14 protein-coding genes are annotated in these 17,105 nt (G+C 29.9%); 7 read left to right on the forward strand and 7 right to left on the reverse strand.

The genetic code is table 11. The features are described 5' to 3' along the window. Nucleotides 1–3: 3 nt before the first annotated feature. The 4 genes from H3Z83_RS07220 to rfbB all read left to right on the forward strand — a co-directional run bounded on the left by H3Z83_RS07220 (nucleotide 4) and on the right by rfbB (nucleotide 3,098). Complete coding sequence (locus H3Z83_RS07220; protein ID WP_182124811.1) at nucleotides 4–555, forward strand: sugar transferase; 552 nt, start codon at nucleotides 4–6, stop codon at nucleotides 553–555. A gap of 65 nt (nucleotides 556–620) precedes the next feature. Then, a complete protein-coding gene (gene rfbA, locus H3Z83_RS07225) occupies nucleotides 621–1,496 on the forward strand; it encodes a glucose-1-phosphate thymidylyltransferase RfbA (protein ID WP_182124812.1) in 876 nt (291 codons plus the stop codon). A 2-nt stretch (nucleotides 1,497–1,498) separates the two neighbouring features. Continuing rightward, a complete protein-coding gene (gene rfbC / locus H3Z83_RS07230) occupies nucleotides 1,499–2,053 on the forward strand; it encodes a dTDP-4-dehydrorhamnose 3,5-epimerase (RefSeq protein ID WP_182124813.1) in 555 nt (184 codons plus the stop codon). A gap of 28 nt (nucleotides 2,054–2,081) precedes the next feature. After that, a complete protein-coding gene (gene rfbB, locus H3Z83_RS07235; RefSeq protein WP_182124814.1) occupies nucleotides 2,082–3,098 on the forward strand; it encodes a dTDP-glucose 4,6-dehydratase in 1,017 nt (338 codons plus the stop codon). Between the two features lie 40 nt (nucleotides 3,099–3,138). Here the strand turns inward: rfbB and H3Z83_RS07240 are convergent, their stop codons facing one another. The 5 genes from H3Z83_RS07240 to porV all read right to left on the reverse strand — a co-directional run bounded on the left by H3Z83_RS07240 (nucleotide 3,139) and on the right by porV (nucleotide 9,507). After that, a complete protein-coding gene (locus tag H3Z83_RS07240; protein WP_182124815.1) occupies nucleotides 3,139–4,971 on the reverse strand; it encodes a PBP1 and LysM peptidoglycan-binding domain-containing protein in 1,833 nt (610 codons plus the stop codon). Nucleotides 4,972–4,998: 27 nt separating this feature from the next. Then, on the reverse strand, nucleotides 4,999–6,534 hold the full coding sequence (guaA, locus tag H3Z83_RS07245) for a glutamine-hydrolyzing GMP synthase (RefSeq protein ID WP_182124816.1): 1,536 nt from the start codon (nucleotides 6,532–6,534) through the stop codon (nucleotides 4,999–5,001). Between the two features lie 63 nt (nucleotides 6,535–6,597). Next, the gene (locus H3Z83_RS07250; protein ID WP_182124817.1) at nucleotides 6,598–7,662 is read right to left on the reverse strand and encodes a 3-oxoacyl-ACP synthase III family protein; all 1,065 of its coding nucleotides are present in this window, start codon (nucleotides 7,660–7,662) and stop codon (nucleotides 6,598–6,600) included. A gap of 165 nt (nucleotides 7,663–7,827) precedes the next feature. Next, complete coding sequence (gene cdd / locus H3Z83_RS07255) at nucleotides 7,828–8,310, reverse strand: cytidine deaminase (protein ID WP_182124818.1); 483 nt, start codon at nucleotides 8,308–8,310, stop codon at nucleotides 7,828–7,830. A gap of 84 nt (nucleotides 8,311–8,394) precedes the next feature. Then, complete coding sequence (gene porV / locus H3Z83_RS07260) at nucleotides 8,395–9,507, reverse strand: type IX secretion system outer membrane channel protein PorV (protein ID WP_182124819.1); 1,113 nt, start codon at nucleotides 9,505–9,507, stop codon at nucleotides 8,395–8,397. Between the two features lie 388 nt (nucleotides 9,508–9,895). Between porV and gldJ the strand changes: the two genes are divergently transcribed. Beyond that, nucleotides 9,896–11,617 (forward strand): gliding motility lipoprotein GldJ, encoded by a 1,722-nt coding sequence (gldJ, locus tag H3Z83_RS07265; RefSeq protein ID WP_182124820.1) that lies wholly within the window; start codon nucleotides 9,896–9,898, stop codon nucleotides 11,615–11,617. Between the two features lie 72 nt (nucleotides 11,618–11,689). Beyond that, nucleotides 11,690–12,943, forward strand: coding sequence for a UDP-N-acetylmuramoyl-tripeptide--D-alanyl-D-alanine ligase (locus tag H3Z83_RS07270; RefSeq protein ID WP_182124821.1), 1,254 nt, complete (start codon nucleotides 11,690–11,692; stop codon nucleotides 12,941–12,943). Here the strand turns inward: H3Z83_RS07270 and H3Z83_RS07275 are convergent. Further along, a complete protein-coding gene (locus H3Z83_RS07275; RefSeq protein WP_182124822.1) occupies nucleotides 12,935–13,783 on the reverse strand; it encodes an N-acetylglucosamine kinase in 849 nt (282 codons plus the stop codon). The genes H3Z83_RS07270 and H3Z83_RS07275 overlap by 9 nt on opposite strands. A gap of 154 nt (nucleotides 13,784–13,937) precedes the next feature. Between H3Z83_RS07275 and H3Z83_RS07280 the strand changes: the two genes are divergently transcribed. Continuing rightward, nucleotides 13,938–14,675, forward strand: a complete 738-nt coding sequence (locus tag H3Z83_RS07280; protein ID WP_182124823.1) for a tyrosine-protein phosphatase — start codon at nucleotides 13,938–13,940, stop codon at nucleotides 14,673–14,675. Nucleotides 14,676–14,727: 52 nt separating this feature from the next. Here H3Z83_RS07280 and H3Z83_RS07285 read toward each other — a convergent pair whose 3' ends face one another. Continuing rightward, nucleotides 14,728–17,100: a GumC family protein gene (locus H3Z83_RS07285; protein WP_182124824.1), complete on the reverse strand. Its 2,373-nt coding sequence runs from the start codon at nucleotides 17,098–17,100 to the stop codon at nucleotides 14,728–14,730. Nucleotides 17,101–17,105: the final 5 nt, after the last annotated feature.

Genomic DNA, 17,105 nt, shown 5'->3' on the forward strand with positions numbered 1-17,105 from the left:
AATATGACGCGTTTTTTTGATTTCATTTTTTCCTTTTTTGGAATTTTGATTTTATGGCCATTAGGCTTAATAGTATATGTTTTAGGATTGTTTGATACAGGATCACCAATTTTTAAACAAGAAAGAGTAGGTAAAAACAAGAAGCCATTTACGTTGTTAAAGTTTAGAACGATGGGTGTAAATACTAAGTCGGTAGCAACACACTTGGCAAATAGTAGCTCTGTAACAAAATTAGGAGCTTTTTTAAGAAAATCGAAACTCGATGAATTACCGCAACTGATTAACGTTTTAAAAGGAGATATGAGTTTAGTTGGTCCAAGACCAAACCTTTTTAATCAAGAGGAACTAATAGAAGAAAGAAGTAAAAAAGGAGTTTATGATTTCTTGCCAGGAATTACTGGTTTAGCTCAAATTAATGAAATAGATATGTCAACTCCAAAAAAGTTAGCTGAGGTAGATGCTGAGATGCTTGAATCTTTAACAATAAAGAAATACTTTCAGTATATTTTTGCAACCGTAGGAGGAAAAGGATCGGGAGATAGAATTAAAGAATAAATAAAAATAAGCTCAGAAATTTTTCTGAGCTTATTTTTTTAACTTCGCTTTTATAGTTTTAGCATATGAAAGGAATAATCTTAGCAGGTGGATCGGGAACACGACTATATCCTATAACCAAAGGAGTATCAAAACAGTTATTACCGATTTACGATAAACCCATGATTTATTATCCATTGTCAGTATTAATGCTGGCAGGGATAAAAGAAATTTTAATTATATCTACACCAGATGATTCACCGAATTTCCAAAAATTATTAGGAAATGGAAATGATTTAGGACTTCAATTAGAATATGCAGAGCAACCTTCTCCAGATGGATTAGCACAAGCTTTTATTATAGGTGAAGAGTTTATTGGTAATGATGATGTGTGTATGGTTTTAGGGGATAATATTTTTTATGGTCATGGATTACCACAAATGCTTAAATCGGCAATTGATAACGTGAAGGAGCAAGATAAGGCCACTGTTTTTGGATACTATGTAAAAGATCCTGAAAGATATGGAGTAGTTGATTTTGACTCAGACGGAAATGCAAAATCTATTGTAGAAAAACCTAAGGCTCCTAAATCTAATTATGCGGTTGTTGGATTGTATTTTTATCCTAATAGTGTAATTAATGTGGCTAAAAATGTAAAACCGTCTGATCGAGGAGAATTGGAGATTACATCTGTAAATCAATACTATTTAGAAAAAGGAGAACTAAAGGTCGAGTTAATGGGGCGTGGATTCGCTTGGTTAGATACTGGAACACATGATTCTCTGTTAGAAGCTAGTCAGTTTATAGAAACCATTGAAAAAAGGCAGGGGTTAAAAGTAGCTTGTTTGGAAGAAATTGCTCTATACATGGACTATATAAATAAAGAACAAGTAAAAAAACTAGCAAAGCCTCTCATGAAAAATAATTATGGACAGTATTTGCTAAACTTAATTAAAGAATAGAGATGGTATTTACAAAAACGGACATTCCTGAAGTTGTAATTATTGAACCTAAAATTTTTGATGATGGGAGAGGTTATTTTTTCGAGTCCTTTAATCAAAAGGAGTTTGAAGAAAATATTGGAGAAATCACTTTTATTCAAGATAATGAGTCCAAATCTTCGAAAGGAGTTTTAAGAGGGTTACATTTTCAGAAGCCACCATTTTCGCAAGCAAAATTGGTTCGTTGTATTCAGGGAAAAGTACTAGATGTAGTTGTTGATGTTAGAAAGAATTCTCCAACTTACGGTAAATATATTGCTGTTGAATTATCTGAAGAAAACAAAAAGCAATTATTTGTACCAAGAGGTTTTGCTCATGGATTTATTGTGTTATCTGATACTGCTGTTTTTTCATATAAAGTTGATAATATTTATGCGCCAGAATGTGATTCTGGAATAAAATGGAATGACGAAATTTTAAATATTGATTGGAAAATAGCTATTGATGAAATTATACTTTCTGAGAAAGATCAACAACTACAAAGCTTCAAAGAGTTGAAAACTCCGTTTATTTATTAGTAACTTTGGAAGCTAACGAATTATCTTAATGAAAAACATTTTAATTACTGGTGGAGCTGGTTTTATAGGCTCGCATGTTGTTCGATTATTTGCCAATAAATATCCATATTACCATATTATAAATTTAGATGCATTAACCTATGCAGGTAATTTAGATAATTTAAAAGACATAGAAAATAAACCTAACTATACTTTTGTAGAAGGAGATATTTGCAATGTAGATTTAGTAAGTGAAGTTTTCGAAAAACATGAAATTGATGCTGTTATACATTTGGCAGCTGAATCTCATGTAGATAGATCTATATCTGACCCTTTATCATTTGTAAAAACGAATGTTATAGGAACTTTAAATCTACTAGAGTACGCAAAAAAATATTGGAAAGAAGATAGTAAGGAGAAATTATTTTATCATATTTCTACCGATGAAGTTTACGGAAGTTTAAATGACAAAGGTTTTTTTACAGAAGAAACCTCATACAATCCTAAATCACCATATTCGGCTTCTAAAGCATCTTCTGATCATTTTGTAAGAGCCTATGCCAATACTTACAATTTACCAGTGGTTATTTCTAATTGTTCAAATAATTATGGGCCTAATCAATATCCTGAAAAGTTAATTCCTTTATTCATTCAAAATATATGTAATAATAAACCATTACCGGTATATGGTAAAGGAGAGAATATTAGAGATTGGTTATTTGTAGAGGATCATGCTAAGGCAATTGATGTCATTTTTCATAAAGGTAAAATAGGGGAAACTTATAATGTTGGAGGAGATAATGAATGGAGAAATATAGATTTAATTAAAACAGTAATTAAATCGGTAGATGAACAGTTAGGAAGAGAAAAAGGGAGTTCGGAAAAACTAATTACTTATGTGACAGATAGAGCGGGTCATGATTATAGATATGCAATTGATGCTTTAAAACTTAAAAAAGAATTAAATTGGAAACCTTCTTTACAGTTTGAAGAAGGAATAAAAAAAACAGTTAAGTGGTATTTGGATAATCAAGATTGGTTAAAGAATATTTCTAATAAGAAATAATAAAAAAGCTCACCATTTTTAATGTGAGCTTTTTTTTATTCTATTTAAGCCTATTTAAGCTAAGGTCCTTATTATACTTTACAATAAATAAACCTTTGTTACTGGTGCTTCCAAAAGTCTTTTTACGATAATCAAATTTGTTTTCTAAACGATAGGACACTCCATCTTTAAAAGTATCTGTTAAACTGTTGCCAGAAGCTAAACGCATTAAAACATCATAAGTTATATCAAAACCTTTAATAGCATAGTCTGAAGGAATAGTATTGTTTTTTTTGAAATACTTATTGTTAAAAGTTTTTACATCATCTGAAGAATCGTCAGCAAAAACATTAGATATATAAGTAAAATTAATACTTGCTAATTTGTTATTGTCTATCTTGTTATAAGAGCCATTTTTATCAACAGCGAAAACTTGAACAGTTATATCATCAGGTAAACCAATCATACTGTTTAGAGCGTCGGCAATAGCAACATTATCATCAGATGTAATAATTACCCAATTGTGTTTTTTAGCATCCATTTTATCTGTAAAACGTTCTCTTTTTATATATCCTTTTTCAGGTTTTAAAACATGAACCACTTTTATAGAATCGTGTCTTTTTAATTCATTTGTAATCTTGTTAATTTTATTATTAGAACTTGATTCACCATCACCAACAACAAATATTTGTTCTCCTCTATAATTATCTTTTAAATAAGAAATTAAGAAGTTGGTATATGAAGATTTTTCTGGAGCGGTTTTTACAATTTTTGATCCTGAGAATTTTTCTTGCTTACTTGAGTAATGAGGGAATACTACCGGAGCATTTACTTTTCTAGCAATAATCTCTGTTTTGTCTGAATAAAAAGGACCAATAACAACATCGGAATTCTCTAGGTTGTCTTCAGCCAAAATAGAAGTAATATTTCTACCTCTATTCCCTGTGTCAAAAACATTTACATTAATTTCAACTCCTTGTTTAGCTATTGAATCAATTGCGATTTCAGCTCCCATATAAAAATCAGTTACCATATTTGCTAATTGATTTTTTTTGAATATTTCTTTTGCTGAAATAGAATCGTATTCTTTTGCTTTGAAAGGCAATAAAATAGCTAAGTTAATTTCAGTATTCTCCTGAATACTATCCTTATAAAAAGTATAATTATCATCAGAATTAACTTCTTCAATAGGTCTAATTTTTAATAATTGACCAATTGATAATTCATCATTTAAAATACCTGGATATTCAGGGTTTAAACGAATTAAGTCTTTTTTTGAAACGTTATAAAAACGTGTTAAGCTATATATGGTTTCTTTGCTTTTAACCGTATGTGTTAAGAAATTTTTTAAAACTTCTTCTCGATCAATAATTATTGTTTTTTCAGTTGATTTAACTTTTAGAACTTGACCGATACTTAGAATATTTCTTTCAATTCCAGGAAATTCAGGATTCCATTTTATTAAATCATCTTTAGAGACATTATACTCTTTAGTTATTCTATATACTGTTTCACCAGCTTGTACTGTATGTGTTTCATATTCGTAAACAATATGTTTAAAAATAGTTTCGGTTTCATCAGGAATTTCTGTAGATTCTCCAATATTTTCATTATCTACAACAACTTCTTCAGTATTTTCAGGTGATGAAGTAGATGAAGAAGTTCCTTTTTTAATTTCAGGATTTGGGATTACAATTACTGTATTAGCATCAGGTCGTCTACCAACATCTGGATTTAAGCGCAATAAATCTTTTGTGCTCATGTCCATGCGTTTGGCAATGTCTCTCATTGTTTCTCCTTCTTGAACTTTATAAGAAACATAGCGTTTTTGCTGACCACAAGAAACGGTAAAAGTTAAAATACAGATTAAAAGTAAAAATTGTAATTTCTTCATCTACTTCAGATTTTTTATATCAGGATTTTATTCCCATTCTATTGTTGCGGGTGGCTTAGAGCTAATATCGTACACAACTCTGTTAACACCTTTTACATTATTTATTATTTTGTTTGATGTTTTTTGTAAAAACTCATAAGGTAAATTAACCCAATCAGCAGTCATTCCATCAGTACTTTCTACAGCACGTAAAGCAACTACTTTTTCATAAGTTCTTTCATCTCCCATAACTCCTACTGAGTTAACAGGTAATAAAATTGCTCCAGCTTGCCATACTTTATTGTACAATCCACTTTCTTTTAATCCATTAATGAATATTGCATCAACTTCTTGCAAAATACGAACTTTTTCTGATGTTATATCTCCCAGAATTCTAATTGCTAAACCAGGACCAGGAAATGGATGACGTCCTAATAATTCTTTATCAATTCCCATAGAAGCTCCTACACGACGAACTTCGTCTTTAAAAATCATTCGTAAAGGTTCTACAATTTTTAATTTCATAAAATCTGGTAAACCACCTACGTTATGATGACTTTTAATAGTTGCAGATGGACCTCCGTTTACTGAAACTGATTCTATAACATCTGGATAAATTGTTCCTTGTGCTAACCATTTAGCATCTTCTATTTGATTTGCTTCGTCATCAAAAACATCAATAAAAACTTTACCAATAGCTTTACGTTTAGCTTCAGGATCGCTTAACCCAGCAAGTTCATTCAAGAAACGTGCCGAAGCATCAACCCCTTTAACGTTTAAGCCCATACCTTCGTATTGTTTTAATACGTCGGTAAATTCGTTTTTACGTAATAAACCATTATTTACGAATATACAGTGTAAATTACTACCAATAGCTTTATGTAATAAAACGGCAGCTACTGTTGAATCTACTCCACCTGATAAACCTAAAACTACTTTGTCGTTGCCAACCTTAGCTTTAATATCTGCTACTGTTTCATCTACAAAAGAAGCAGGTGTCCAAGTTTGAGCTACTTCAGCTATATTAACTAAAAAATTTTCTAATAATTGTTTACCATCGGTAGAATGATATACTTCTGGGTGGAATTGGATAGCATAAGTAGTTTCCCCTTCAATTTTATAAGCCGCATTTTGTACATCGTGTGTACTAGCTAATAAAGTTCCTCCGGTTGGTAATTCTTTAATAGTATCTGAATGGCTCATCCAAACTTGACTTCCTTCTGAAATATTTTTAAAAAAATCTTCATTTTCTTTTACGAAAGATAAATTTGCTCTACCATACTCGCGAGTATTCGATGGAGCTACCAATCCACCAGAAAAGTGTGCTAAATATTGTGCACCATAGCAAACTGCTAATAAAGGTTTTTTTCCTCTAATTTCTGATAAATCTGGATGCGGAGCTTCATCAGAACGAACCGAAGATGGACTTCCTGATAAAATTACTGCTTTAAAATCGTTTAAATTCTCTGGAATTTTGTTGTAAGGGTGAATTTCACAATAAATGTTTAATTCTCTTACTCGGCGCGCAATAAGTTGCGTGTATTGCGATCCGAAATCTAATATAAGTACGTTGTGTTGTTGCATGTGCAAAAATAGTACTTAGATTTTAGAATTTAAGTGTTTGATTTTAGATTTTTTTGAAGTTTTTTAATAGCGATAAACAATTGCATTTATGTTCATTCCAGACCCAACAGAAGCTAACATGATTACATCTCCTTTCTGTACTTCTTGCTTGTCTATTTGTCCTTTTAAAACCAAATCTAATAGGGTAGGTACAGTTGCTACAGAGCTGTTTCCTAATTTATGAATGCTCATTGGCATGATGCCTTCTGGGATAGGTTTCTTGTATAATCTATAGAAACGTTTGATAATCGCTTCATCCATTTTTTCATTGGCTTGATGGATAAATATTTTTTTTACTTCGTCAATTTCAATTCCGCTTTTATCTAAAGCAGATTTCATGGCTTGAGGTACATTATTTAAAGCAAATTCATAAATCTTACGACCATGCATTTTTATATAGCGCACATTAGGATCTTCATTACTATCAAAAGAATTCCCAAAGAATAAATAATAAGCCTCATCTTTTGTGAAAGTTTGAGTTGCATGACTGATAATTCCAGATTCAGCGCCTTCCTTTTCTTCAACGACACAAGCTCCAGCTCCGTCACTATAAATCATTGAATCTCTATCCCTTTTGTCAACAACTCTAGATAATGTTTCGGTACCAATAACTAAACATTTTTTTGCAATACCAGCTTTAATAAATGCCTGTGCTTGTATAACGCCTTCAACCCAACCAGGGCAACCAAACAGAATATCATAAGCTACACAATTAGGGTTTTTAATTCCTAATTTATATTTAACTCTTGTCGCTAAACTTGGTAAAATATCACTTTGAATTGCATTGTTTTTTACATCTCCAAAATTATGAGCTAAGATGATGTAGTCTAACTCTTCAGGATCAACTCCTGAATCTTTGATTGCTTTTTGAGCTGCAAAGAAACCTAAATCTGAAGATTTATATTCGTTTTTAGCATAACGGCGCTCTTCAATACCAGTAATGGATTTGAATTTTTCAATAATGATATCGTTTGTGCTTTCAAAAGGTGTACCATCAGAATTTAAAAAAGAACTTTTTAAAAACTGATTGTTTTCTTTTCTTATTGAAGGTATATATGAACCAGTTCCAGTAATTACAGCAGAAGCCATGTGTTAATTTTTTGAGATTGATTTACAAATAAAACCTTTTTTTTTACTTTAAAGGCTTTAAATTCAGTCAATTTTGAATTATTATAGAATTCTCAAAAAATAAGTTTATAAATGATTTTAATTAAAAAAAAGGAATCCTTTATAGACTTTTCTTAAATTGAAATATTACAAATAAGAACTGTCGAATGAGAATGGCAACAATGAAAGTAAAGATTCTGTTTTTACAATTTTACCTACTTCTCCCATAAAAATTATTTCTATCGGTTCTTTCTGATTTATTTCATACTCAGATAAAGTTTGTCTACATGCACCACAAGGACCGACTGGTTTGTTTACTGTTGAAGTTTCAGAAGCAGCAGTGATTGCTATTTTTTTAACCTTCATGTTAGGGTATTCAGAACCTGCTTTCCATATAGCAACTCGCTCAGCACACATACCAGACGGATAAGCAGCATTTTCTTGATTGTTACCTAAAATAATTTCTCCATTACCTAAAAGAAGAGCAACACCAACATTGAATTTAGAATATGGAGCATAAGCTTTTTTACGAGCTTCAATAGCTTTATTCATTAATAATTGGTCATCAGATGATAATTGAGAAAAATCATCGAACATTGTTGCAGAAGTAGTAACGTTTATTTTTTTCATATGTAAAAATAATGGTCAAAAAAAGCAGCCGAAAATGACTGCTTTTTAATTCTGGTACGAATTTATTAAAAAAAAAACTAATTTTTAATAATCTTCGTAAATTTCTCCTAAATCAAACGATAAAGAGAAACGTAAAGTATTTTCTAAAGGATTATTAACTGCTGATGTGTTTACTAAATAAGATAAATCTAGTGTAAACGCTTTTGCAGTGAACCCTGTACCTAAAGTTAAAAACTGTCTTTGACCTTTTTCTTCACTTTCGTGAAAAAAACCAGCTCTTAAAGCAAAAGCATTGTTATATAGGTATTCAGCTCCTAAAGCCCAAGTTGTTTCTTTTAATTCTTCACTGAAACTACGGTCTCCTAAAGAAGTAAACATTCCTTCGAACCAACCTCTTGTTGAAGCAGTGCTACTTGAAGGAACTAATAATTTTGTAAATTCTAAATTAAGACCTAATATATTATTACTGTCGAAAATAAAGTCAAATCCACCACCAAACTTTGCGTTTGTTGGAATGAAGTTTTCAACTCCTGGAGTGTACTCTACTTTAGGACCAATATTAGTAATATTGAAACCTAAACGATATCTACCATTAATACTTCCATAGTTGTCTTCTTCTGATTGGTAGTAACCAGATACATCTACAGCAAATGAATTTACAGCATCTATACTATTGTTATTTTGACCAGAAGCTAAGTTAGAGTTGATATACTTTAGTCCAATACCCATCGAGAATTTCTCACTTAGTTTTAAAGAGTAAATACCAGTAATTGCAAATTCACTTGGGTTTATAGTACCAGTACTTACAGGTAAACTACCACCAATTGGTAATACGTTTGTAGGAATCTGACCAAGAGAAAAATATTTAATATCAACTCCCCATGCAGAATTTTCTTTAAATCTATTAATATAAGAAGCATTCCCTACAAAAATGTCATCAGTTAAATTACGTAACCAAGGTGTATAATTTAAACCAATACTTATTTTGTTTTTGTTAAAAGCAGCCTTGGCTGGATTGTGAAAAATAGAAAATGCATCAGAAGAAGTGGCAACACCAACATCTCCCATACCTCCGGCACGAGCATCTGATGATATTAATAAAAACGGTGTAGCGGTAGTAATACCTCCCGATGTTGATTGTGCTTTGATTTGAAGGGCAAAACATGCAAAAAACAATAAAAATGATAATTTTTTCATGTAAAAATTTGATTATTTAGTTTGGCAAATATATAATTTCTTAAAATAATATCAGTATTACTTAGGAAATCAATTATTTAAAAGAGAACGAAGAAAAAAAGTATTTATTATTAAAGTGAAAATTACTTGTTATTTTTTTATTTCTAGAAGAGTTTTATTGTAAATGTTTTCACATTATTTTGATTGTTTTTTTAGAAAAAAAATAAAATTATAAATTATAATTGTTGAAGTTTTAATCTTTTTCTTAGATTCGTAATACTAAAGTTTAAAAAAGGGCGTTAATTATCATGCAAGAGCAAGGTTACAATTGACAGAATTTGTATGTAAATTAGTTGCAATAAATTAGAAAAAGTGTAAATTGCGACACCCTTAAAACAGTTAAAAACATATGAAAAGTACATTAAAATTATTTGGTTTATTAGCTATCACTGGTTTACTATTTACTTCTTGTAAAAGTAAAAGCGGAGGTGGATCAAGTAAATCATCGTTAACTGGTTGGAATTTTAATGACCCTAATTATGGAGGTTATTTAAAAGGTAAATATAAAGAAGGTCAAGATGCTCCTCCAGGTATGGTACATATTGAAGGTGGAAGTTATACAATGGGACTTGTGCAAGATGATGTTATGTTTGATTGGAATACAACTCCCAAAAAAATGCATGTCCGTTCTTTTTACATGGACGAAGCTGAAGTAACCAATGCGGAATACGGTTTATTTATGCAATATACTAAAGATGTTTTTCCACCAGAAGAACCACAGTTTAGAGATATTTATGCATCTATTTTACCAGATACTCTAGTTTGGAGAAAAGGTTTAGGAAACACAAACCTATTATCTGAAAGTTATTTGCGTCATCCATCATATGCAGAGTACCCAGTAGTTGGTGTTAGTTGGTTACAAGCCAACAAATATTGTAAATGGCGTACTAATGCAGTGAATTTAAAGATTTTAATGGATAAAGGTGTTATTAAAAACATTTTCAAAGAAGATTCATTAAATTTTAAAGGGAAAAATAATTTTGATACTGATACTTATTTAACAAATCCATATGCATTATTTGATGGTGATTCTACCATCTATAAAAAAGGTATTCCTGTACCAAGAAAAAAAGGTGATCCGAAACCTACTAAAGGCGAGTTTTCAGGAAGACAAGTAACTTCTTCAGATGGTATTCTTTCTCAAAAATTTAGACTTCCAACTGAAGTAGAATGGGAATATGCTGCGAAAGCTATTTTCGAAAATCGTGAGTATAATAATATTAGAGGAAGAAAGAAATATGCTTGGGATGGAAAATATACGCGTGATAGAGATAAAAGAAGAAGAGGAGATCAGTTAGCTAACTTTAAACAAGGAAAAGGAGATTATAGTGGTATTGCTGGTTGGAGTAGTGATGGATCTGATATTCCTAACGCTGTAAAAAGTTACCCACCAAATGCTTTTGGTCTTTTTGATATGTCTGGTAACGTAGCAGAATGGGTAGAAGATGTTTACAGACCAATTATCGATTCTGAAGCAAATGATTTTAATTATTTTAGAGGTAACATATTTACCAAAAAATTAATAGATGAAAATGGTAAAGTTGTAATAGTTGGTGATGAGACTGGTGAAGTTGAATATGATACTTTAGAAAACGGAAGAATAATTCCAAGAGATTTACCAGGAAGTGTGAAGTATATTCCTATTACTAGAGAAGATACTTACATGAGAAGAAATTATAACTTAGCAAATAACTCAAGTTTAGGAGATGGAGATCAAGCTTCTTCTAAGTATTATAATTTAGATAAAGATCAATTAGATCGTTCTTCTAGAATGTATAATTCTCCACAAAAACCAGAAGCAGAAAGAGATACTTTAGGTAATGTAATAGATAATTATAAGTACGATAGTAAAAGAAGAACAACTTTAGTTAGTGATAAATCAAGAGTTTATAAAGGAGGGTCTTGGGCAGATAGAGAGTATTGGTTAGATCCTGCACAAAGAAGATATTTTCCAGAATACATGGCAACCAACTTTATTGGATTTAGATGTGCTACTGATAAAATGGGGCCTATGATGCTGAATAAAAGAAAAACAGCAACGCCTAGATTTGTAAATAAAAAAGGTAGGTAAGTTATTCTTAGTAATAAATAGAATACAATTAAACCTCGTTGATTTGTCAATGAGGTTTTTTATTTTTACCAAATGAGAATTGAAGATTTATACAAGTTATATATTCAACATGGTTTAGTTGATACAGATACAAGAAAGATTAGAAATAATTCTATTTTCTTTGCTTTAAAAGGAGAGAATTTCAATGGAAATAAATTTGCAGAACAAGCTTTAAATAATGGAGCTAATTATGTTTTAATTGATGAAGAAGAATATAAAAGTTCTGATAGATTTATATTGGTTGATAATGTATTAGAAACACTTCAGAAATTAGCTAACCATCATCGTAATCAATTAAATATACCTATAATAGCACTAACAGGAAGTAACGGTAAAACAACAACTAAAGAACTGATTAATGTTGTTCTTTCTTCAAAATATAAAACAACAGCTACTTTAGGTAATTTAAATAATCACATCGGAGTTCCTTTAACCGTATTATCAATGACTTCAGAAACTGAGGTTGGGATTGTTGAAATGGGAGCAAATCACCATAAAGAGATTGCTTTTTTATCTGAAATTGTAAATCCAGACTTTGGATATATTACTAATTTTGGAAGCGCACATTTAGAAGGTTTTGGTTCTTTAAAAGGGGTTATAAAAGCAAAATCCGAGTTATACGATTTTATAAAAAAAAACAAGAAAAAAGTTTTTGTTAACCCTGATGATCAAACTCAAGTTGATAAAACCAAAAAGATGGATACAGTTGTTTTTGATTCTACGATTAAGTTTGTAAATGCTAACCCTTTTGTAAAACTTTCTTTCAAAGATGTTGAAATTAATAGCAATCTTATAGGACTTTATAACTATAATAATATTGCTGCAGCTATAACAATTGGAAACTATTTTAATGTTTCTGTTAATGAAATAAAAGAAGCTATTGAAAATTATGTTCCGTCTAACAACAGATCTCAAATAATTAAAACAAAAACAAATAGAATAATTTTAGATGCTTATAATGCAAACCCTACAAGTATGAAAGCAGCGATTGAGAGTTTTAAACTATTAGAAGATACTCGTAAAGCAGTTATTTTAGGTGATATGTTTGAGCTTGGTGAGTATAGTGGTGTTGAGCATCAAAATATCGTTAACTTAGTATCTGAGGCTAATTTTGAAAAAGTAATTTTTTTGGGAGATAATTTTTTTAAGACTCAGACTAATTATCCTAAGTTTTCTAGTTTTTCAGAACTTAGTGAGTATTTAAAGAAAAACTCAATTAAAGAAAGTTCAATTTTAATTAAAGGATCTCGTGGTATTGCTTTAGAAAGAGCGGTTGAACTATGTTAAGTTTTGGTGATATTCAACTAACCGGTCTATTGGACGTTGTATAACATCTGTAATAATTAAATTATTATCTAAAGCGACCTGCTCTAGAATATCTTTGAAATAAAAAGCGATTGATCCAATAAAATAGATTGGAGTATTTTTGTCCTTATCAAAAGGAAGAACTCTATACTCAAAGAATTTTTGAAATCCATTTTTAATTATTTCTTGAATATATTTAGATTCTTTATAATCAAACATAAATTTTGCAAATGAAGCTAAATACATAGCAGGGTTGGACTCTCTATATAAGTTTCTTTTAACTGTATCAACATCTAGGTTAAATTCATTTTTGAAATTTTCACTAATATTACCAGGCATTTTTTTGTAAAAGAAATGCTTCAATAAAATTTTACCAAAATAATTGCCACTAGCTTCATCCATAATTGTATATCCTAATGATGGAGTTGAAGGTTTTATCTTAAAACCATCAAAATAACAGCTATTCGAACCGGTACCTAAAATACAAACGATAGCTGGTTTTTTTCGTGAACTTGCATATACTGCACCTAGCATATCTTCTGAGATGTTAATGCCAGCATTCACAAAAACAGATTTCATTACGTCTCTTAAAATTTGAACTGGTTTTTTAGTCCCACACCCAGCTCCGTAGAAATGAACTTCGCTTACCTCTTTTTTTATCTCTATAAGTTGATTGGCCCCTAATATTATATTGAGGAGCTCTTTTTTCTCAATTACTGATGGATTTAATCCATAAGTTTTTACTCTAGAAACTTCTTTTCTTTTACTATTTAATAATATCCAATCAACCTTTGTTGATCCTCCATCAGCAATTAAAATCATTTTTTAGTGTGTTTTAATAAATCAAAGATATACCATGAAGCTTATATGTACAATAATCTTAACTATATTGAAGTCATGTTTAAAAAAGGAATGGATTTTGTGTTAGATAATTTGTTATTAAGTTAAATTTGCAAATATTAATTTATTATAAAGTATGCTTTTTTTTAAGAAAAAAGAGATTCCTTTAAAAGAGGTTTTTCCAGAGGGTTTTGTTGATATTCATTCTCATTTGTTACCTGGTATTGATGATGGAGCTAAGGATTTAGAAAATACGATTTCTTTAATTTCTAAAATGTATTCTTATGGAATTAAAAATTTTATAACTACACCTCATGTTTTGGGTGATGTATACCCTAATTCAACAGAAACTATTAAAAGTAAGTTAAGCGAAGTCCAGAAAGCTTTAAAAGAGCAAGGTTTTAATGATATAAAGATTAATGCTGCTGCAGAATATATGATGGATGAGCAATTTTTAGTGAGGCTTAAACAAGATGATATTCTAACACTTAAAGATAATTATATTTTAGTGGAAATGTCATATTTCAATGCTCCATATAACTTATACGATATTTTATTTGAAATACAGTTAAAAGGGTATAAACCGGTATTAGCACATCCTGAGCGCTATGCTTTTTACCATAATGATTTTGAGAATTTTTATAAGCTTAAAAAGGCAGGTTGTGTTTTTCAATTAAATCTATTATCGTTAACAGAACAATACGGAAAAGGAGTTCAAAAAACAGCTCAAAAATTATTAAAAGAAAATTTATATGATTTTGTAGGTACTGATACCCATCATCATAATCATTTAAAATTACTAAATAAGATTGGAACAGTTAAAACAAAAAAACAAATTATTCATTTGTTAGATAAAAACAAGAAATTTAGATAATAAAAAAGGAAGCTAACTAGCTTCCTTTTTTATTATAAGCAATGGTTGGTTATTAACTAAATATTTTTTTATACCAAGGAGCGTTGTTTTCTTCAGCAACTCCGTACCCATAACCATAACCATAACCATAACCATAACCATAACCTCGTTTTAAATCTGTATCGTTTAAAACAATAGCTAAGTTAGGTAGTTTTTTGTCTTTGTATAATGTTTGTGGAACAACTAGCATACGTTTGTCAAGATAGTTTGCTCTAGTTACATACATTACCATATCAGCATACTTTGAGATTAATAAAGTATCTGTTACTAAATTTACAGGAGCAGTATCTATAATTACATAATCATAGTCGTTTTCTAACTCTTTAAAAATAGAAGTAACTCTTTCATTCATTAATAATTCAGCTGGGTTAGGAGGTATAGCACCAGATGCTATAATATCTAAATTAGGAATTTCATCAATTGAAAACTTTAAAGAATCTAAAGAGATATTGTCGTTTGTTATAAAATTTGTAACTCCTTTTCTGTCAGTTATTTCTAGATATTCAGTAATCTTAGGAGCTCTCAAGTCCAAACCAGCTAGAACTACTTTTTTTCCAGATAAAGAAAGAGAAGCAGCTAAATTTATTGATGTAAAAGATTTTCCTTCACCACTAGTCGTGGAAGTAACAAAAATTATTTTTCCTTTTCCATCAGTTTTTTTAGGAAGCATGAAATCTAAGTTAGTTCTAATTAGTCTAAATGCTTCTGCTGTACTTGATCTCGCTCCAGAATTTATTACAATTTTTTCTTTTGTTTCAGAATGAGGAATGTCACCTAAAAAAGGAATTGTTGTTAATTCCTCAAGGTCTCTTTTAGTGTGAACTTTGGTGTCTAAAAGATCCCTTAAATAGATAAAAATAAAAGGTACTATTAGACCCAATAATAATGAGGCTAAGTATATGATTTTTCTTTTAGGACTCACAGGTATACCAGAACTATATGCTTTGTCAATAATTTTAGCATTAGGTACAGCTGTTGCCGTTAGAGAAATAGCTGTTTCTTCTTTTTTCTTTAATAAGTAAGAATATAGACCAGCTATAATTTCTTGTTGGCGAGCAATATCTAAAAATTGTCTTTCTTTACTTGGAATTGATGAGATTTTAGAATTGAATCTACCAGACTCACGCTGCAATGCATTTACTTTAGTTTGTAAAGATTTTACAGTATTGTTTAAACTTCGTTCTAGAGATTTTTTTAAACTTAATATATTTTCTTGAACCTCTATAAGAATCGTGTTTTTTACACCAGCACTTTTCTCTAAGCGTTTTAATTGAGCAATTAATTGATTGTGTTCAGTAATTGATTTACCAATGTTTGGATCTGATAGACCTAAGTTAGCAGGTAAATAATCTGAATTATTTAATTCTTCTTTTAAAGATTTTGCAAGATTTAATTCAGTGGATGCTTGAATTAAATTTTTACGATTTTCTGAATTTGTTTCTAGTGTAAGTTGCACTTCTGATTGGATATCAGTGATGTTGTTTTTATGTTTGAATGTTTCAACGTTACCATCAATTTTACCAAGTTCTGCACCAATGTTTTTTAAACGTTCAGTTATAAAATCATTTGTTTTTTTAGAAACTTCCTTTTTATCGTCAATAGCATCTATATTATATTGAGCAATTAACTCATCAATAATATCTTCAGCTTTTTGTTTAATAGCAGATTGAAGCGTAATTTTTAAAACACTAGATTTTTTATTAATAGGGGAAACATTAATTCCTCTTTTATAAGAGTCAATAACTTTATCTATAGAGTTTATAGATATTTTTATTTTTTGTTCTAAAGACTTATTATTAAAATAATCATTTTTAGATATTTTAAACCTCCCTAAGTTAGGGTCATTAATTACCTGGTCAAATAGATTTTCGGAAGTTATATTGCTATTTAAATCTAATAGGTTGAATTTCGAATCGGATAATATTTGAACAGTAAAAAGAGTGTCTAATTTATTAAGGTTATTAATAGAGTCTAAACTAATGAAAGAAAAAGGTTTGTTTACATAAATTTCAGAATCTTTAACTCTACCTTCAGTAATGTACTTGATATTTAAATTTAACTTATTAATAACATCAGTTATTAATTTTCTAGATTTAATGATTTCAATTTCATTATCAATGTTTTTACTTGATCCACCAACAATTCCTAGGTCTTCAAAAGCTGCTAGTTCATCAGATATTCCGCCTTTTTTATCGTTTTTAATTAAAATAGTTGCAGATGCATTATATTTTGGAGAGCTATAACGTAAGTAAAAAAAAGCAGCTACTATAGCGATCAAAACACCCAAAATAAACCATTTCCAGTGAATTAAATATTTTTCTAATTCAGCTCTAATATTAATAGTATCATTATCTTGGAATTGAGGAGAATATTTTTCGTTATTCATGATGA

It is taken from the genome of Tenacibaculum pelagium (genome assembly GCF_014062345.1).
Classification (GTDB): domain Bacteria; phylum Bacteroidota; class Bacteroidia; order Flavobacteriales; family Flavobacteriaceae; genus Polaribacter; species Polaribacter pelagius.